The 19974-nt window shown below is 67.9% G+C and carries 10 protein-coding genes; 3 read left to right on the forward strand and 7 right to left on the reverse strand.

Going from position 1 to position 19974, the window contains the following annotated elements:
• Positions 1 to 218 precede the first annotated feature (218 nt).
• The 6 genes from CRO50_RS18025 to CRO50_RS18050 all read right to left on the reverse strand — a co-directional run bounded on the left by CRO50_RS18025 (position 219) and on the right by CRO50_RS18050 (position 12422).
• Positions 219 to 1880, reverse strand: coding sequence for a ShlB/FhaC/HecB family hemolysin secretion/activation protein (locus CRO50_RS18025; RefSeq protein WP_157791695.1), 1662 nt, complete (start codon positions 1878 to 1880; stop codon positions 219 to 221).
• 17 nt (positions 1881 to 1897) lie between these two features.
• Positions 1898 to 7732 (reverse strand): MBG domain-containing protein, encoded by a 5835-nt coding sequence (locus tag CRO50_RS18030; protein ID WP_097147336.1) that lies wholly within the window; start codon positions 7730 to 7732, stop codon positions 1898 to 1900.
• 94 nt (positions 7733 to 7826) lie between these two features.
• On the reverse strand, positions 7827 to 9602 hold the full coding sequence (locus CRO50_RS18035) for a bifunctional helix-turn-helix transcriptional regulator/alpha/beta hydrolase (RefSeq protein ID WP_097147337.1): 1776 nt from the start codon (positions 9600 to 9602) through the stop codon (positions 7827 to 7829).
• 260 nt (positions 9603 to 9862) lie between these two features.
• The gene (locus CRO50_RS18040) at positions 9863 to 10294 is read right to left on the reverse strand and encodes a glyoxalase superfamily protein (protein ID WP_097147338.1); all 432 of its coding nucleotides are present in this window, start codon (positions 10292 to 10294) and stop codon (positions 9863 to 9865) included.
• Positions 10291 to 11679, reverse strand: coding sequence for an MATE family efflux transporter (locus tag CRO50_RS18045; protein ID WP_097147339.1), 1389 nt, complete (start codon positions 11677 to 11679; stop codon positions 10291 to 10293). The genes CRO50_RS18040 and CRO50_RS18045 overlap by 4 nt, the downstream gene beginning before the upstream one ends.
• 215 nt (positions 11680 to 11894) lie before the next feature.
• A complete protein-coding gene (locus tag CRO50_RS18050) occupies positions 11895 to 12422 on the reverse strand; it encodes a flavodoxin domain-containing protein (RefSeq protein WP_097147340.1) in 528 nt (175 codons plus the stop codon).
• A gap of 168 nt (positions 12423 to 12590) precedes the next feature.
• Here CRO50_RS18050 and CRO50_RS18055 point away from each other — a divergent pair, with 168 nt between their 5' ends.
• The 3 genes from CRO50_RS18055 (at position 12591) to CRO50_RS18065 (ending at position 18874) form a co-directional block, all read left to right on the forward strand.
• Complete coding sequence (locus CRO50_RS18055; protein WP_097147341.1) at positions 12591 to 13583, forward strand: hypothetical protein; 993 nt, start codon at positions 12591 to 12593, stop codon at positions 13581 to 13583.
• A gap of 242 nt (positions 13584 to 13825) precedes the next feature.
• Entirely contained in the window at positions 13826 to 16825 is a 3000-nt protein-coding gene (locus CRO50_RS18060) for a hypothetical protein (RefSeq protein WP_097147342.1), read from the forward strand.
• A gap of 180 nt (positions 16826 to 17005) precedes the next feature.
• Positions 17006 to 18874: a monovalent cation:proton antiporter-2 (CPA2) family protein gene (locus tag CRO50_RS18065; RefSeq protein WP_097147343.1), complete on the forward strand. Its 1869-nt coding sequence runs from the start codon at positions 17006 to 17008 to the stop codon at positions 18872 to 18874.
• Positions 18875 to 18943: 69 nt separating this feature from the next.
• Here CRO50_RS18065 and cobT read toward each other — a convergent pair whose 3' ends face one another.
• Positions 18944 to 19954 (reverse strand): nicotinate-nucleotide--dimethylbenzimidazole phosphoribosyltransferase, encoded by a 1011-nt coding sequence (cobT, locus tag CRO50_RS18070; RefSeq protein ID WP_097147344.1) that lies wholly within the window; start codon positions 19952 to 19954, stop codon positions 18944 to 18946.
• Positions 19955 to 19974 lie beyond the last annotated feature (20 nt).

A 19974-nucleotide genomic window follows, 5' to 3' on the forward strand; every position in this document is an offset into this window, starting at 1 on the left:
CTCCCGACAAGGGGGGAAATCACGGGCAAAACAAGCGCCGAAGGGCCGCATTCTGGTCGAAACATGTGCAGAAGATGAACTTTGACCGGCCCGGAGGCCGATTCAGAGGCCTTTCGATGCCCTTGGCGCACCGAATTGCCAACCGTCGGCAAGGGGCCGATAGGCCCCCTGCTCTGCTTTAGAAGGCTCCTTGCAGGGTCCAGGGAGACCCTTGCGGCCTAGAAAGAGGCGTTCAGGCTGAAGGAGACGGCGAAATCGCTGTCGGCGATTCCATCGGCCCGCCACCAGAGCTGACCGGTCTCCAGGCTCAGCTCGACCCCCTCTCGGATCTCTCCGGAGAGGCCGCCGCCGATGCCCAGGGCAAGACCCGGCTCATCGCTGCCGAAGCCGGTGTCCGCATATGCGGCAATGGCCATGTCGCCCATCAGGTAGGGAGAGAGGCTGAAACCGCCGATGCTGAACGACGGCAGGCTCACCGTGTTCTGCACCGCCAGCCCGTGATCGCCCGAGACACTGGCCCCGCCCAGTCGCACCGCATTGCCCGAGATCGCGTTGAACTGCTGCGATTGCACCAGCGCGCCCGAGGCCAGCTGGGCCCGCAGGCTCAGCGACCAGCTGAGCTTTTCGCCGAAGGGACGGGTCTGCGAGTACCAGGGCTTCACGATCGCATAGCTGGCCGAAGCACCGGAACGGGCCTCGTCGAAGCGGTCATCGGCGTTGTTGGCCGTCAGCCCGCCGGGGCTGAGCAGCAGGTCCACGCCGTAGCTGCGCTGCCCCTTCTCCAGTTGCAGCGCGCGGCTCCAGCCCGCTTTCAGATAAACCAGATCGACGGTCGAGTTGCTGACCGGGGTGCCGCCGAAGTAAAGCTCGTAGTCCTCGCTGGCCGCCTCCAGGCCAAGATACCAATCCTGCTGCTCGCCCTGCCGGTCGAGGTCGCGCCGGGCGTGATAGGTCAGCCCCAGCCGAGCGGTGGTCTGAACCTGCAGGAAGAGGCCTGCGAAAGCGTTTTCGGGGCGGGTGTAATAGGCCGTGGCCTCAAGCCGGCGATTGCCGCGCAGGAAATGCGTGTAGCTCAGCGTATGCGCCATCGAGCTGGCGTTGTCGGGATCCGCGCCCAGGTCGTAGCGCAGCACGTCGCCCCGCCCCAGGAAGTTGCCGAAGACGGCGCTGCCGTTGAGGTTGGTGCTGGCCTCGCCCTGGAAGACATCGGTGCTGAAACCCAGGGTGAAGGCATAGGGGCGCTCTTCCTGGGTGACGAGGGTCAGCTGGGTGGTGGCGGGCTCGGCACCGGGGCCCGAGACCAGGCGCACCTCGCGGTAGGGATTGGCGTTGAGCAGCGCGACATCCGCCTCCAGCGTTTCGGCGTTGATCGTCTGGCCCGGCTGCACCCGGATCGCGCGGCGGTAGCTTTCGACCTCGAAATAGCGCGCGCCATCGACGGCCGGGGCCTGTGCCAGCCGCGAGGGCTGCACAAGGATCGCCACGGTGCCATGGGTGATGTCCTGCTCGGGCAGGGTCACCAGGGTGAAGGGGTAGCCCGCGTCGCGGAAATGCGCCCGCACCAGATCGACCAGGCGGCCCAGGCTTTCCAGCGAGGCCGGCTGTCCAAGCGCCTGTTGCAGACGCGCGGCAAGCTGAGCCTCTGCGGGGGTCTCGAGGCGCGGGGCGATCTCCACCCCCCTCTGCCGGCTGGCGGCATTGCCGGGCGCCACTGCGACAAGGCGCAGACCGTTCAGGACCGGCAAGAGCGCCTCTTCGCCCGCCAGCGCCGACAATTGGTTCGGCGCGGCCTGCTGCGCGGAAAGCGGCGCGGCGGGGCCGACAGCCATGGCAGCGGCAAGAAGCAGAGCCGGCAGGCGGCCCAAGGAATTGGCAGTCATTGTCTTTTGCATTCTTTTCAGTTCCCGCCCAGCGTGGCGCCGGTGGCCAGTTCGCTCATGATCAGGGCATGCATCGCGGGCGGCACGTTGGCCGGATCGAAACTCCCCGGTTTCAGCCGCGCCATGAAGCTTTCCAGTTCCGCCTCGCGGTTTGCCGCTTCGGCCTGGGTCACACCGCTTTTCACGGCGACGACCGCCGCGGCAACGAAGACCACGGCCCCGACCGCGACCATCCCCCCGGAGGCGCCGGCCGTCGCCGACAGGCCCTCGATCACTTTCGTGGCGCCGGTAATTGCAGCAATTCCCGCTTCAGTTCCGGAGGCTGCCGAGATGACGGCGGCATTCGCCAGCCCGACTGCGTAGGTGTTCGCGACGAAGGCAATGGGGACCGCGGCCGAGCCAGCGCCGTAGGCCGCCGCGGTCGCGCCGGACGCGATGCCTTGCATGTGGTAGGCGAGGTCCTGTTCATAAACCCCCAGCACGTCGTCCAGCACGTGACCCGCAGGCGGCAGGGCGACGATGCCGCCAAGTGTGCCGGCCTCAGACGCGCGGCGCTGGTCGTCCGCATGCTTCGCAGCGGCCAGCTTCCAGTACATCTCCTCCGCCATGCGTCGCGCGCGGTACTCGTAGCGTCCCCGCAGCAGGGTTTCGGCCTCGGACAGCTCGGCGGGATCGGCATGGACCAGCGCCTGGATGTAGCCGTCCATCGCCTGCATCAGGAGTCCGGCCAGTGCCGGATCGCCCCCGACACGGGCCATGAAGTAGTCGGCGCCGATCTTCCCGCTGCGCAGATCGTCGAGCAGGTAGATCATGTCCGTGTCGAGGGCGCCCATGCTGATGGCGCTCCCCATGTAGTCCGCAAGGACATTGACCAGGATATCCGAGGGCTCGGACGTCAGATCCTCCATCAGCCCCGCCGTCAGCGGCGAGACCACGTCGGGCGCCTTGTTCACAGTGATCTCGTTGCTGCCCATGTCGCAGACCCCGTCCACCATCACCTTGCCAAGGTTCTCGCAGACCTCGGGGTCGACGATCTGCCCCTTGTCGTTGGTGAAGTACTTGGTGTCCGACGTGTAGGTGGTCGTGGTGCTGTCGACCTCGATGTCGATGTCGAGGGGTTCGATGCGCTGGATGTTCTTGGTGATCACGTCGCCCAGCCCGCCGACATAGCTGATGTCGTACTTGCGGTCCGCGTCCGGGTCCGCTTCTCCATCGGCCAGAGTCACCACAGCCTTCAGCACATCCGGCATGGTCTCGCCGGGCACCAGGCTGATGGTCGCCTCACCGACATAGGCCAGGCCCAGGCGGCTGCTGCTCGCCAGCCGTCCACTGACAAGGGTGCCTCCACCGTAGATCAGGCCGGGGTAAAGCTCTTCGCGCTGGAAGTCCGCCGACAGCTCCCGCACGACGTCATGGGCCGAAATGACGATCTCCTGCCGGGTAACCTCCATCGTCCCGCCCTCGATGGTGAGAGAGTAGTTCGACAGCGGCATCCAGCCCCCGGGCGTGACCTGCGGGGCGTAGCTGGCCCAGATCATGTCCTCCTGCGGACCGTTCGGCAGGGCGAAGGAGTCCATCCGCAGCTCGGGCTCGAGGAACTGGAAGATGTTCAACTGGGTCTGGCCGTTCTGCAGCCCCTCGAGGGTATAGCTGACATCGAACGGGTCGCCATAGCCCACGGTCACGTCGCTCATCCGGATGAGCAGCGGCGCGGGCGTGACCTTGACCTCGCCCAGGACCTGGCTCTGCACCTCGTAGTTGGCGTTGTTGACGCTGCCCGTGATCGCGTAATTGCCGACATTGGCGTGGGGGTCGGCGCCCTCGCTGTAGAAGCCGCCGCCGGCCAGCACGTCGGCCAGGGTATGGCCGGACGCGATGTTGTTGATCTGCACATCGAGCGGAGCGTCCGTGCCATAGGTGCGGAACTGATCCGCCACCTCGACCGTGATCAGGCGCGGCAGGATGGTGATCGTGCCCTGCGCCGGGACCTTCAGCTCGTAATTGTTATCCTGGATCAGACCCATGACCGAGTATTGGCCCACATCGGTCAGCGCATCGTCATGCACCCCCTCGAAGCTGAAGCCGTCGATATCGTCCTGGGTGTCGCCATTGACCAGGCCCAGCACCAGCAGGTTGGGCGTGCTGGTAGCGCCGAAATAGCGCTGCGAGGCCGAGATGACGCCGCTGACCTGCCGCTTGGTGACCGTGGCGGTGCCCTCGTTCATCTCTCCCAGCGTGTAGTTGCGCACGCCCGCGCCAAGCACCGCGCTGATCGAGCGGGTCTGGCCGGCGTCCAGCGAGCTGTCGGTGATGCCCGAGCTGTAGACCAGCCCCAGATCCTCGAGACTGTCCCAGGCCATCAGCCCGTCGGCGGTGGTCCCGGTGACGCTGAAGGCGCTGTCGCCATAGGCCCGGCTGGCCGTGCCGACGTTCAGGTTCACCGTCGCGGGATTTACCGTCAGGCTTGGCGTATTGGCCGAGGCGACGACGTAATTGCCGTTCTCGATCCCCGAGATCGTCACCTGGTAGCCGCCCGTGATGACATTGGCATCCGCCGCGAAACCCTCCGAGGTCGCCTGCAGATCGCCAAGATCCGCCAGCGTGTCCGAGGCCTTGAGGCCCGAGGCGGTGAAGCTCAGCCAGCCGCCATTGGCGGACTGGCCGTAGACTTTCGACAGGTCCTGCGCCGTGATCGTCAGCGGTGCGGGGGTCACGGTCAGGGCATTGCTGCTCAGCCGGGTCTCGATGTCGTAATTCTGCGCCGAGCCACTGACCGTCACACCGTAGCTGCCGACATCCGAGTCCACACCCGCCGAGGTCGCGAAGTCGAGCGTCACCGACGTTGCATCGTCTCCGTTGTACCACTGCGTCCCGCCCACGGGGGTCACCGAGAAGCCGGGGTTGCTGTCGCCGTAGACGCGGCTGGTGGGGTCGACCGACAGACGCAGCAGCGCGGGCGTGATACTGAGGGTGCCCGGAAGGACGCTGACCGTGTAGTTGGCCGCTCCGTTCTCCACCCCGGACACCAGGCCGGTGATCGCGTAGTTACCGACATTGCTCTGCACCGTCGCCAGCGTGCCCTGGCTCACTTCGAAGAAGTCCTCGTGTCCGGGGCTCACCAGGCCGTCGAACGTCGGCGCGAGGAAATTGTTGATCGTGCCATAGGTGCGGGTCCGATCGCGCAGCTGCACCGTCAGGGCTCGGGGCGTCACCGTGAAGTCATTGTCCACGCCATTGTCGACGATGGTGTAATTGCCGTGGGTCGCAGCCTGGTAGACCGCATCGTAAGAGCCGACATCGGGCAGGCTGCCCGCACCCGCGACCGTGGCCTCGACATTGTCCAGACCGATGCTCAGCGCCGTATCGCCGTTCCGGAAGCCGGTGAAGGTGACCGGAACCCTGTAGCTGTCGCCATAGGTGATCGTGGTCGGTGTCGGGCTGGCGATCAGCTGCGCGGGGGTGACCGTCAGCGTGCCCGGCACGAAGGCAAAGCCGGTGTAGGTGTCATCGGTCAGCGCGAGGCTGCCCTGGCTGATCGAGATCACGTAGTCGCCGACATCGCTGTTCACCCCGGCCGAGACCGAAAGCTCCGGCGCGCCGGTGGTCGCGGTGTCGAAACTGTCACCGCTCAACAGCCCCTCGACCGAGAAGCTCAGCGTGCCGTTGCCGGCCCCGTAGAGGCGGTCGATGTCATCGGCGGTCAGCGTCAGCTTGCCGAGCCCCGCCAGGTAGAAGATCCGGCTGACGCCATCCTCGGGCAGGCCCGAGGGCGGGGCGGAGGCATAGGTCTCTCCGGCCACCTCGGTCAGGGTCAGATCCGTCGCCAGGCTGGTGCGCAGCTTGTTGGTGGAATAGGCCAGCAGGCGCTGGCCGGCCCCGGCGTCCAGCCCGGCAAAGGCCGCGGCGGGGGCCGAGCTCAGGATATCCCCATTGGTAGAGGCCAGCACCAGATCCAGCGCGCCGGAGCTTGCCGGATTGGCAAGGCTGAAGCTGGAGCCCAGCGAGAGATCCCCGTCGGTGACGATGGAGAACCCCGTCAGCGCGGTTCCCGCCAGCGAGCCGTTCACCGTCAGCCCGTCGCCGCCATTGACCACCGAAAGCGCGCCCGAGAAGCCGCCGTCATCGGCGGAGATGAGATTCAGCTCTTCGATGTCATTGTTGGCGGAACTGAGGTCCACGTCGCCCGAGACGCCCATGCCGAAGTCGATATCGACCGTTTGCGCCGCAAGCTCGACCGCAGAGAAGTTGACCGCCGCCGGTCCGGAAGCGCCGGACGACCTGATCGTGATGCGGTCGGCACTGACACCGATGGGAAGTGCCGGGAACCCACCCTGGGACACCGGCCCCGCGATCGTGCCCGGAGCGCTCAGGACCAGATCGCCCTGTTGAAGGTCGATCCCGAAGTTCAGGTAGATGCCCTCTCCGGCCGTGAGCGTCAGGGAATTGGTGTTGCCGCTGTTCGCATAGAGTTCGCTATTGTTGTAGATGCTGCCGCTGGCCTGGAGGATCACGTTCATGCTGTCCAGCAGACCCACGATGGTGTCCGCTTCGATTTCGGAGCCCTGGTAACCAGGGTCCCATTCCCCCGAGCCCGGCTCGGGCGTGATGGTGCCGCCATCAACGACGGCCTCCTCGCCCTGCCCTTGCGAGGAGACGATCACCAGGTCATCAGGGTCCAGCAGCAGGGTGCCGGCCTCTCCGAATTCGGCACTGAGGTCGATGGAAGAGGGCCGGAAGTCCAGCGCGCCCGCGCCCGAGATCTCGGCAAAGCCACCGTTTCCGCCTGCGCTGCCGCCGGTCGCCGACAGGCTGCCGCGGAACGAGGTCACGTCATCGGACCAGAGCACCACGGTGCCACCATCCCCCTGCCCCGCCAGCGCCGAGGCATCGAGAACGGCGCTTTCGGTGACCTCGAGGCTGCGCGCGTTGGCAATGGCGGCATCGCCGCCCTGCACGCCGCCGCCGACGTAGATCTCGCCACCCGAGCCATCTGCGTTGCGCGCCTCCTGTGTGCCGCTGACCCGGACAGAGCCGCCGCCGGAGCTGAGCAGGATGCGCCCGCCCTTGCGCTCGACTCCGGTCGCGCGGACCGTGCCGGACTGATTGATCGCCAGGTCGTAGACCGAACCGCCGGCGGCCTTCAGCTCTGCCTGGGCGGCTTCTATCAGGCCCTGGTTGTCGACCCCGGTGCCGCCGAAGGTGAGCCCTGCGTCAATGTGCAGAAGCTGATCGTCGGCGGGCCGCAGCCAGGCCTGAGTTCCCGCACCCAGGGCGGCAACCCCACTCGTGGTCGTAATGCGACCGTAGTTGCCAACCCTGGGTGCTACCAGCACCACGTCCCCGGCGCTGGATTCTATAATTCCCTTGTTGATGACAGCGCCGCTGCCATCTCCGCTCAACTGCAGGTCTCCGCCCTGCATGAACATCTCGTCGCCGATCTCCAGCGAGGAGGCGACAAAGCCTCCGCGAGAGGTGATCTGACCGCTCTCACCGATGAGCACGCCATCGGGGTTCAGTAGGAAAACGTGCCCATTGGCCGAAATGTTCCCGTCGATCCGCGAGGCCCCCGCCCCGCCGGTCACCCGGTTTAGGATCGCCGCATCCTGTCCCGGCTGGTGGAAAGAGACGCCCTCCTGGGTGCCCACGTCGAAACTGTTCCAGTCGATGATGGCGCGGTTGCTGTTCTGATGGATCGCCGTCACGCCGCCGGTGGCCGCACCGATTTGGGCCGATCCGGCGACCACGTTGCCGCCCGTCGGACCCGCCAGGGCCTGGGACCCGCTCAGCGCGCAGAGCATGACAAGCATCGCGCCATGGGAGGCGCGGTTTCGCAGGAAGGATGCAATTGTCATCGTAAATTCACCAAAGCAGCTGTTTGAACCATCGCTGGCTTCTAGCTTCGCCTTGAAATTTCAGACAATTCCCATTTGGGGACCTAGGGGAAATTTAGCCCGCCAGGCTATCGACCAGAGGCCCCCGGCGGGTGGCGGGGGGCACCTCGAAGGGCGCGCCCGCGGCGGCGGCCAGAAGCCAGTCCCATTCCGCCTTGATCATCGACCGGCCCATGCCCTCGAGCACGTAGAGCGTGGCGTCCGGGGCCTCTTCGGCCATGGCGCGCGCGCCCTCGAGCGGGCTCGACCGGTCGCGATCGCCATGGAAGAGCAGCATCGGCACCGTCAGCTCGGCCAGGTCGAAGCCCAGGGGGCGGCCGATGTGGCGGTGCTCCTGGACGACGCCGGCAAAGCCGTTGGCGGTGCGCTCCTCAAGGATCATCTGCACGCTCTTCAGCAGGTTCGGCGAGCGCAGGATGGCCTCTTCATGGGGGCAATCGGCCACGGCGATGGCCCTGTCTGCGAACTTCCCCGGATCCTGGATCACCGACTTGCACAGGAAGGGGATGAGCCAGCGCAGCACCAGCGGCGAGCGGCGCCCGATCACGGCCGAGATCTTGTGCAGGTAGTTGCCCTGCAGCCCGTGATCCTCTTGGTACTTCGGGTTGTGGACCGAGGCGAGCACCAGTCGGTCGCAGCGCGCACCGAAGGCCCGGGCCACATGCAGCGCACTGACCGAGCCCAGGGAATTGCTGAGCACGGCGAAATGGTCGATCCCCAGCCGGTCGCAGAGCAGCCCAAGATCCTCGGCATCGCCCGCCGCCGACTTGCGCCGGATGAAGCTGGACCGGAAGGTGCCGGGACGGCAGGGGATGATCAGCCGCGCACCGAGACGGCGCAGCACCTTCTCGAAGGCCTCGGGAAAGCGCAGCACGTCGAGACCCACCCCGGACATGGCGTCGTAGTGGATGATCGGATAGCCATCCGCATCGCCGAGCGAGAAATACTCCATCTGCCCGCCCTCGGGCCGTTCGATCTGGCGGCGCACCGAAGCGCGCTCGGTCGGAGAGAAATCGGCGTCGATGACCGAAAGCGGGTTCTGCAGCGCCGCGCGGACAAGCTCTGTCTGCCCCGAGATGCCGATGGTCTGGCAGATGTCCTTGAGATAGGTGCGCGCGCTCTCGTAGCTCACGCCAACCTCCGAGGCGGTCTCGCGCAGGTCGGCGTGCTTGAGGAAGGCCGCGAGAAACTTGCCCCGCCCCGCCGTCAGCCCATAGGTGGCCGAGAGATTGGCCGCGATCTGCTGCGGGTCGCGGGTCAGCCGCAGCCGGGCCCAGTCGACGCGCGGCGGCAGCCCCATCTTGCGCACGAGATCGGGGCCCAGCAGGACATCGTCCGTGGTGCCCTGCGCGCCCTCGCTCAGGTTCAGCGGTCCCCGCGTGGCGTCATATTGCCGGCGCAGCGCCATGGGCAGCACCCCCGTCGCCGCAGGTTTCTTGGCCAGCGGATCGGGCGTCTCCTCGCCGGGCTCCCCCGACACCCATTCCTGCGACAGCTCGCGCCCGTCGGCATCGAAGAGCTGGAAGGACAGAGACAGGCTGGACAGCAGCCTGCGGCCAAGGTCCCCGGCATCGCGGTTCTCGCTCAGCCGGTCCGAGATCCTCATGGCGCGTTCGACGTGCGCGCGCAGGTCCTTCAGCCCTTCGGCATTCTCCAGCCCTGCGCCGTCGCTGGTCTCGGTCAGGGCCTCGATATGGGCGATGAGTTCGACCCAGCGGGAGTTGTCCAGCGCCACGTCGTAGATCATGTGCGCAAGCTGGCTCAGGGCCTCTTGCGAAAGCGCCGGGGCGGCGGCGGGCGGCGGCGCCCTGTCGTCGGTCGTCTCAGTCACTGCGCGGTGCTCCTCGCGGCGGGCGACATTCGGCCGCCAGCCTTCACTACGGCAGTTCAGACGACCACAAACGATCCCCAAGCTCAACAGGGTTTGTGCAACCTATGGCTGTTGCGGGGGCTGGAAGCCGCTGAACAACCCCGGCTTCTTTTTCGCCAAAGGGGTAGCCGGTTCTGACCCGGAGCCTGCCGGACCGGCCCGGCAAGCCGCAACGCGGGCCCGGCACCAGGCCGGACCCGCGAGCGCCAAGACGGCGCTGTCTAGGTGCCCTCTTTCCTCACGGTGAGATGCGGCGTCCCGTCCGAGGTGCGGCGGCGGCTGACACCGGTTTCGTCGATCGTTCCCCGCAGCCTGTGGCGCCAGTTCGAGAAGCTCTCGAAGGTAACGCTATCGACGGGCTCATCGAGGGCGATCTGCACCTGCCGGAACCCCTGCGGCCCGGAAAGGCCGACGATCTTGCCGCGATAGGCCTGCCCCAGGTAGCGACCGTTCACCCGGTCTCCCGGCGCCAGCCCCTCGGGGGCATTGCGGCGGCCAAGGCGTGCATGCAGCGTGTTCCAGTCCCGCGCCCCATGTTGCCGCGCCACGATCTCGAGCGCCTCGGCATGGCTGACCGGCGTGCCACGGGCCTGCAGCTCCTGCCGCAGTGCCCGCGCCTGGGCCTTCACGCTCTCTACTGTGGGAGCGGTCATTTGGCGGCTGCCTTCGACAGGGGCGCGGCGGGGACCGGCGGACGGCGCGACAGGATCAGAAGCACCACCCCCAGCATCACCACATCAGCCGTGGGAAAGGCCAGCCAGAGGTGTTCCGTCCCGAAAGCCAGGCTGAAGGACAGCACAAGTGCCGGCACCAGGACCCAGGGCTTCAGCAATGTCAGCGCCGCCGCGCGTCCCGGAGACCCCATGGCCTGGTAATGCATCGCCAGCACCAGGATCGGCCCGGTGAAGGCATAGAGCGCGGTCACGGGACGCAGGATCGCGGCGGTCACCCCGATCACCCGCGGATCTTCCGAGAAAAGCGCGCCCAATGCGGACCCGGCGAAGAACCCGAGGCAGGTGACCCCGATGCAGAGCAGGAAGGCGCAACCGAGCGCCAGGCGCAGCGCCGCGCGGGCGCGGTCCATGCGCCCTGCGCCGACGTTGTTGCCGGTGATGCTCTGGGTGGCCAGGGCAATGGCCATCTGCGGCAGATAGGCCAGCCCCAGCAGGCGCAGCACCGCACCATAGGCGGCGGCGTGGATCGCGTAGTCGTCCTCGGACCCAGCCAGCGCCAGCAGCACCGTGCTGGCGACAAGCGAGATGCCGATGAAGCTGAGAGACAGCGGCATGCCAAGCGCCAGGATGCTCTGCCAGCCACCGCGCCAGGGATTGCGGCGCAGCACCTCGAGCGGCAGGGCGGCGGGATCTCGTCCGCGAAGCCCGAGCACCAGCCCCAGCCCGAGCGCCTGCGCCGCCACCGTGCCAAGCGCAGAGCCCGCGACGCCCAGGTCCATCACCACGATGGCGATATAATTGGCCGCGATGTTCAGCAGGTTGACCAGCACCGAGAGCAGCGCGATGCGCCCGGCCCGCCCCTCGTTTCGCAGGGCATCCGAGTGCAGGCCCAGGACAAGTTGCAACGGCGCGCCCAGCACCATGATCAGCAGGTAGCTCTGGGTATGGCGCGCGACCACCGGATCACCGGCGGCCAGGGCGGAGACCACCCATGGGCCAAGAAGCAGCGCCGCCAGGATCAGCCCGGCGCTGGCAAGCAGCGCCAGACCGTGAGCGCTGGCGAAGATGGCGCCGGCCTCGTCCTGATCTCCGGCGCCCATGTGGCGGGCAAAGAGGCTCGACATGCCGCCGCCGACCAGCACCGACAGGGCATTCAGCAGCATGACCACCGGGAAGGCCGCACTGACGGCGGCCAGACCGTCGACACCGACGAAGCGGCCGACGAAGATACCGTCGACAAGGTTCAGCAGCCCACCCATCGACATGACGATGGCCATGGGCAGCGCATTGGACAGGAAGACCCGACCGACGGGTCGGGTGAGAAAGGGGTTGTCGCGTTCGACAGGGGCGCGTCCGACAGACATCGCTCACTCCTCAGAGAAGCATTTCGGATCGGGAGGGTGCCTGCATTGCCCACCAGCGAAATGCATCGAGGGTGAGGGATCTTTCTTCTCCGGGCTTCACCGTGACTTGCGTCGCAGGCGGCAGGTGCCCGGCACCTGTCGCCTTGATAGGGAAAACCCCGTCGCCCGGCAATAGCTGTCGAGACCCGACGCCAACGAGGGCGACCGGGGGGGGCTCAGTCGGCCAGCCAATCCTGAACCAGTTGCTCCAGCGCCGGCCAGTCGGTGTACTCCTTGGGGCGATCGAGGTCGGCCTCCGGGTCCTTGCGGGCAATGATCTGGCGCATCACGAAGCGGCGCAGCAGGTCGTAGTCTGCGGGCCTGTAGGCGCCCGCCACATGTGCCACGCACTGCGGCTGCCAGCCGGTGGCGGCGGTGAGGTCTTCGACGACCTTATCAAGCCCCTTCCAATCCTCGGCATCGTGGCCCGCCGCCGCCAGCGAGACCGACAGGAAAAGGGCCGGATGCGCGGCAAGCGCACCTGGCTGCGCGGCCACGAAGTCGGAAAGCGTCCTCTGGTAGTGGCCTGCATGGACCGAGGCCGCCAGGATCACCCGGTCGAAACGAGAGAGCTCCAACCCCTCTGCCTCGGCGAGCGGCAAGAGCTCGACCGAGACTCCACCCGCGACGAGGTGATCGGCGATATGGCGGCAGATCTTGCGCGTGTGACCTTCGGATGTGGCATAGCCAATCAGGATTTTCATCAGAGCCTCCCGGAACGAGTACTGAACCATCGCGGCGGATCGCGCCGCAGTCCCAGCCTGCCCTGAAAGCATGCCCGCTGCCTTGACCGGGATCAACTTGCGACCAAAGCCGAAGCCCGGACAGGCTGGCACTTGACGGCTTTCGTCGGGATGCGGCAGAGCAGAAGCATGGGCGCCACGGAAACCTTCAACATCGTCATCGTCGGCCAGGCCGGACGGCTGCAATACGAGGCGTTGCTCTTTGCCGCCTCGCTGCGCGCCCGTTCGCCCGGTTTCCAGGGCCGTCTGCTGGTGGCCGAGCCGCAGCCGGGGCCGCTCTGGCCCGGCGATCCCCGGATCTCCAACGACGATGTGCGCGCCGCCCTGCAGGATCTGGGCGCCGAGATCCTGCCCTTCGAGAGCCGCCACTTCGGCAACGCCTATCCCCATGGCAACAAGATCGAATGCCTTGCCGCCCTGCCCGGTGACCGGCCCTTCGTCTTCTTCGACAGCGACACGCTGGTGCTGGACGAGCTTTCGGATGTGCCCTTCGACTTCGACCGCCCCTCGGCCTCGTTGCGCCGCGAGGGCACCTGGCCGCAGATCGAGCTCTACGGCCCCGGTTACACGGACACCTGGCGCAGCCTCTACGACCGCTTCGGGCTGGATTTTGAAAGCTCGCTCGATCTCTCCTGGCCCGACGAATTCTGGCGCCGCTACCTCTATTTCAATGCCGGTTTCCTCTACCACCGCGATCCCCGGGCCTTTGGCGAGCGCTTCCTGCGCTACGCGCTCGAGATCCGCGATAGCCCGCCGCCCGAGCTGGTCTGCCAAAGCCTCGATCCCTGGCTCGACCAGGTGGCGCTGCCGCTGGTGATCCATTCCTTCGGCGGCGGGCGCGATGCCCTGCCCGAGGGTTTCCTAGACGGGAACACCACCTGCCACTACCGGGTCTTCCCGCTGCTCTATGCCCGCGAGGCGGACCGGGTGGTCGAGGCGCTGGAAGAGATCGCGGCCCCGAACCGGCTGAAAAAGGTGCTGAAGCAATACGAGCCGATCAAGCGCATGGTCTACCAGGGGCGCGGTGCCAAGGTACGCGCACTCTTCGACCGGCAGAACCTGCCACACAGGGAACAGGCGATCCGCAACCGGATTCGCCGCGAAGGCCTCTGGATGCGCTAGGCACCCCGGCCTGCCTGAAAGACCCCCGATCCGACGCGCGCGAGGGCCGAAACCCGCTGTCCGCGCGGCTTCCTCGGGCGACCGCCCCCTGGCACGGAACAGAAACCCGCCGAAGCGCTCGCGCAACCCTTTGCCTGAGCGACGCTCTGCGCTAATGTCCCGCGGTAACTTGAGAGGTTGCGCCTCGCTTTTGATCTATTCCCGCCCGTTGGCGGCCGGCTTCAAACGCAATCCAGGGACGTATGAAACCGAATTTTGCCTTGAATATCCTGCCCGACGGGCTGGAACTTCTGCATCGCTCAACGCCCGGCTGGGACCGGGTCGGTCGTGTTGATTTCGACGCAGAGGATCTGCCCGCGGAGCTTGCCGCGCTGCGTCGCATGGGCGAGGCCTTCGGGCCCGAGCCTCTGCGCTGCAAGCTGGTGATCCCCAACGACCAGATCCGCTACATGTCGATCTACACCGGCCCCGCCACCGAGGAAGAGCGGCGCGCGGCGGTGATGGCCAACCTCGAGGGGGCCACCCCCTATCCGCTGGATCAGCTGCAATTCTGCTGGTCGGTCTCGGGCGAGATGACCCATCTCGCCGCCGTCGCCGAAGAGACCCTGGCCGAGGCCGAGGCCTTCGCCATGGAGCACGGCTTCAACCCGGTTTCCTTTGTCGCCATCCCCGAGGGCGGCGGCTATATCGGAGAGCCCTTCTTCGGCCCGACCAGCGCCGCGTCCACCCTGTTGGGGGGCGAGAGCGTCGAGCGGGACGCGGTACAGATCCACGTGGTCGGCAATGCCGCCCTGCCGCAGGAGGCGCTGCCCCGCGCGATCCCCGAACCTGCCCCGGACGCCGAAACGCCGCCCCCTGCGCCCGAAGCGCCCGAAGCGACCACACCGGTCGCAGCCCCAGAACCGGACGCGGTGGATGAGCCCATCGAGGCGTCCGGTGAAGAAGCAGAGCCCCCCTCCGAGGCTCCCAAAGTGGCTGAGCCGGAAGCTCTAGAAGAGGACACCGCCCGGCCCGAAGCCTCTGAGGCGACGCCCGAGGTCGAGGCCGACCCCGAGGACAAACCCGCGCCCGAGGCCAGGATCGAACCTGTCGAGCCGCATCAGCCACGCGATCTTTTCGACTTCGACGCCATCCAGTCCGAAGCCACACCCGAGGACAGCCCGGCAGAGACCCCGAAGACCACCGGTCCTGAGGCAACGCCCGAGATCCCCGAGACGGCGAAGACCTTCCAGAGCAAGCGCAAGCTTGCCGCCGGGACCGACCCCGAAGCCGGGGACGTGGCGCAGAGCCTGAAAGCCTCGCTGGACAGCCTGCGCCCCGCGCCCGAGGTCGAACTCGAGGCTCCGCGCCGCCGTCGCGCCCGGCGCGACGAGGACAGCGCATCGCGCAAGCGCAAGTCCCGCAATGAAGAGGCGGACAACCCCAGAAGCGCCCGCGAAAAACCCCGCGAGGCCAAGCCGCCCAAGCTGGCCGCCCCGAAGGGCAAGATCAGCCTCACCGCACCCGAGAAGCCCGTGGCCAAGGCCGAGCTGGCGCCGCGCAAGGCCCCGGTCGCCGCGCCCGAGAAGCCCCTCTCGGCCCCTGCTTCCGTCTCGGCGCCTGCTGCCGTCTCGGCCCCTGCTGCCGTCTCGGCCCCCACTTCCGTCTCGGCCACTGCTTCCGTCTCGGCCACTGCTTCCGTCTCGGCCCCCGCCCCCATCACCAGTGGCGCCAAGCCGCTTGCGGCGACGGTGACCCCCAAGGTTGCGGCACCCAAGGCGCTCGACCCTGCACGGCAACGTGCCAGCGAGGCCGAACAGCTTACCGTCTTCGGCGAACGTCCCGGCCAGGCCGGCAACAGCCCGCGCCGGGGCTACGGACGGGTGGCCATCCTGGCACTCGTGCTGGCGGGTCTCGGGATCGCCGCCTGGGCTGCACTGAACGGCGGGACGCTCTTGCCCGAGCGCGGCGAAGGGCTGGCCGAGATGCTGCCGGAGGCCACGGCACCAGAGACTGAGACGCCCCCGGAGACCGCGCTGGCCGCCCTGCCCGAGATCGTGCCTGAAAGCGCGCCCCAGACGACCCCCGATGCGATCTCCGCGCCGGAGCGCCTGCCCGCGGCGGCGGAGAGCTCGGAGGTGGCCCTTGCCACGCCCGAGGCCATGCCGCCCGTCGAGGACCCCGAGCCCGGCGCCCTGACCCGGTCCATCACCCAGCCCCGCATGCCGATGCAGATCCGCCCGGCCCCCGCCACCCCGGCGGAAGCCGCCGCGCGCTATGCCGCCACCGGGATCTGGCAGCGCGCGCCCGCCGCACCGCTGCCGCCGATGGCCACCGAGCTGGGCGAGATCTCTCTCGCCGCGCTGACCCCGACCGAGCGCGCCGCGCCCGTGGTGGGCCTTCAGGACACCGCGCGCCGTCGCCCCACCTCGGGCTTCAGCAGCCCGATCAACCCGCCCTCGCCGGACCTGGAGTTCGAGCTGGACGAGCGCGGGCTGGTGCCCGCCACCGCAGAGGGCGCACTGACCCCCGAGGGCCACCTGGTCTACCTGGGCGCGCCCGAGGTCACCCCGCCGTCGCGCCCCGAGGCGACCCTGGCCCCCGAGGCCCAGCCCGCAGCCCTGCCCCTGCCGGAAGCTGCGCCCGAGACCACCGCCGAGCCTGCGGCCGGGACCCCTGCCGCCGAGACCGCTGCGGCGGAGGCGGCCGAGCAGCCCCTGGACCCGGTGATCGCGGCGGCGCTTGAGCTTGCCATCGCCAATGACCCGGAAGCGCTGCTTGCGCCCGGAGAAGAGCTGACGCTTGCAGTGGCCGGCTCGATCCGGCCGCGCCTGCGCCCCGAGGGACTGGCCCCCGAAGCCCGAGAGCCCGCGACCGAGGCCGATCTCTCGGCGGGGGTCTCGACCCGCCCCCGCGCCCGCCCCCAAGATTTCGCCGTGCTGGTCGCCGCGGCCCAGGCCGCCGCTGCCTCTGCGCCGCCGCTGCCCGTCCCCTCGCCCGCCGTCATCCCGCCCGGCCCCTCGCAGCCGTCGGTGGCGCGCCTGGCGACGGTGGAACGGGCCATTGACCTTAACCGCATCAACCTGATCGGCATTCGCGGAGAGCCCTCGTCTCGCCAGGCGCTGGTGCGGCTGGCGGATGGCCGCATCCGCAAGGTTCAAGTGGGGGACCGCCTGGACGGTGGCCGTGTCGCTGCCATTGGCGACAGCGCCCTGACCTATGTGAAGAAGAACCGCTCGGTCCAGCTGGAGATGCCGGACTGAGCCGCGACGGCCCAGGCCCGGAACTGCCCGCTGCCTGACCCCGCGCTGCCGGGACGGGCGTTCAAAGCTCTGCGATCCGCCCTCCGCCTGCGCGCTGACTGTTGCGCTGGCAGCCCGGCTCTCTCTATCATCTCCTGAACCGCCCGAGCGGCAGCGCCCCCGACCGCCCAAGGAGATGAAATGGAAGGTTTTCTTTACCAGGCTACGATCTATCTCTGCGCGGCGGTGATCGCCGTGCCGCTCTCGGCCCGCCTCGGACTGGGGTCGGTGCTGGGTTACCTGGCGGCGGGGATCCTGATCGGGCCGGGCCTGCATCTCATCGGGCACGAGACCCATGACCTGCAGCATTTCGCCGAATTCGGCGTGGTGATGATGCTCTTCCTGATCGGCCTCGAGCTTGAACCTCGGGCGCTTTGGGACATGCGGCACAAGCTGCTGGGACTGGGTGGCATGCAGGTGATGCTGACCATGGGCGCGGTGGCGGGCGCGGCGATGGCCTTCGGCCTCAGCTGGCAGCCGGCGCTGGCCATTGGCATGATCCTGGCGCTGTCCTCCACCGCCATCGTGCTGCAGACCCTGTCCGAGAAGGGCCTGATGCAGACCCAGGGCGGGCGCTCGGCCTTCGCGGTGCTGCTGACCCAGGATATCGCGGTGATCCCGATGATCGCGCTCTTGCCGCTGCTGGCCCTGCCCGACTTCATCCCCCATGCGATGAGCGCCGCCGAGGGGGCCGAGGCCGCCCATGGCGCCGCCGAAGAGAGCCTGTCGCTGGTCGAAGGCCTGCCCGGCTGGGGCGTCACGCTGGTGACCCTGGGCGCGGTGGCGGCGGTGATCCTGATCGGGATCTACCTGATCCGCCCGGTCTTTCGTTTCATCCATGCAGCGCATCTGCCCGAGATGTACACCGCGCTCGCGCTGGCCATCGTCATCGGCATCGCCTTCCTGATGAACCTGGTGGGTCTCTCGCCCGCGCTCGGCACCTTCCTGGCCGGGGTGGTGCTGGCCAACAGCGAGTTCCGGCATGAGCTGGAAAGCGACATCCAGCCCTTCAAGGGCCTTCTGCTGGGGCTCTTCTTCATCACGGTCGGCGCGGGCATCAACTTCGAGATCCTGCTCGATGCGCCGCTGAAGATCTTCGGCATCGCCCTGGGCACCATGCTGCTGAAGGGGCTGATCCTGCTGGTGCTGGGGCGGCTCTTCAGGCTCAAGCACCGCAACCTGATGCTCTTTACCCTTGGCCTGGCGCAGGCCGGGGAATTCGGCTTCGTGCTGATCTCCTTCTCTCAGCAGGTCAATGCGCTGGACAGCACCCTGGCCGCGCAGCTCTTGCTGGCGGTGACGCTGACAATGCTGCTGACGCCGCTCTTCTTCATCCTCTACGACCGCCTGTCGCGCCGCATGGTCGAGAACCTGGAGCCCGAGCCAGACGAGATCGAGCACGAGGGCCCGGTGATCATCGCGGGCATCGGCCGCTTCGGGCAGATCGTCAACCGGATGGTGCAGAGCTCGGGCTTCCAGACCGTGGTGCTGGACAACAACATGAACACCATCGAGCTGATGCGGCGCTTCGGCTTCAAGGGCTATTTCGGCGACCCCTCACGGCCCGATATCCTGCATGCGGCGGGGATCGAGAAGGCCCGTGTGCTGGTTGCCGCCATGGACGACAATGACGCCGTGGTGCGGCTGGTGGCCTATGCCCGCGCCATGCGGCCCGACCTGCATATCATCGCCCGCGCCTATGACCGGACCCATGTCTACAAGCTCTACCAGGCGGGCGCCGATGATATCGTCCGCGAGACCTTCGACAGCTCGCTGCGGGCCGGGCGCTACGTGCTGGAGAACATCGGCCTGACCGACTTCGAGGCCGCCGAGGCCGAGAAGATCTTCTTCCATCACGACCGCAACTCGATCCGCGAACTGGCCGAGCTCTGGGACCCGGCGATCCCGCCAGGCAAGAACACGGCCTATATCGAACGCTCGAAGGAGCTGGAGAAGGGTCTGGAAGCGGCGCTTCTGGCACAGCTTGCCGACGAGGAGGATGCCAGCTGACGTCTGCGCCGGGACGCCCCTGGGGACGCCTCCGGCGGGAGTATTTTCAGCCTGGTGATGAACTGGGGCTCAGCCCCCGGAGACGCCGGCCTCGGCGAAGGTGGCCATGCCGGAGTGGCATTCCAGGGCCGCCTTCAACAGCGGGATGGCCAGCGCCGCGCCAGAGGCCTCGCCCAGGCGCAGGCCGAGGTTCAGCAGCGGCACCTTGCCGAGTTTTCCCAGCAGGGCCTCATGGGCCTGTTCGGCGCTGCCGTGACCGGCGATGGCATGATCCAGCGCGCCTGCGTTTTCGGCCTGCAGGCAGGCGGCGGCGGCGCAGCAAATGAACCCGTCGAGGATCACCGGGATGCCTTCGCAACGGGCCCGCGCGATGGCACCCGCCATGGCTGCGACCTCTCGCCCGCCAAGGCAGCGCAGGGTGTCGAAACCGGTCTCGGGCGCATGCAGCGCCACCGCCTCGGCCACCACCTGCGCCTTGCGCGAAACGCCCTCGTCATCCAATCCAGTGCCGCGCCCGGCCCAATCCGCGGCCTCTCCGCCGTAGAGCGCAAGGGCGATGGCCGCCGCCGAAGTGGTGTTGCCGATGCCCATCTCGCCGGTGACCAGCAGGTCGGCCTGCGGGTCGACCGCGTTCCAGCCCGCGGTCAACGCCGCTGCGAGATCATCGTCGCTCATCGCCGGGGCCTCGCAGAAATCGGCGGTCGGGCGGTCGAGGTCGAGGGCCACGACCTCCATCCGGGCCCCTGCGGCGCGCGCCAGCTGGTTCACCGCGGCGCCACCGGCCTGGAAGTTGGCCACCATCTGCACCGTCACCTCGGGCGGGAAGGCCGAGATGCCGCGCGCCGTCACCCCGTGGTTGCCGGCGAAGACCACCACCTGCGGCGCCTCGATCCGGGGCCGCGCGTCGCCACGCCAGGCGGCGTACCAGAGCGCCAGCTCTTCCAGCCGCCCGAGCGCCCCCGGCGGCTTGGTCAGCGCGGCATTGCGCTCTTCCGCGGCGCTGCGGGCGACCGCATCGGGGCCTTTTGCAGCGGAGAGCTTGTCACGGAGAACGGCGGGGGTGATCGTGGTCTCGGTCATCTGAGGTCCATTGCAATTCG

Source organism: Pseudooceanicola antarcticus (genome assembly GCF_900215355.1).
Lineage (GTDB): Bacteria > Pseudomonadota > Alphaproteobacteria > Rhodobacterales > Rhodobacteraceae > Pseudooceanicola > Pseudooceanicola antarcticus.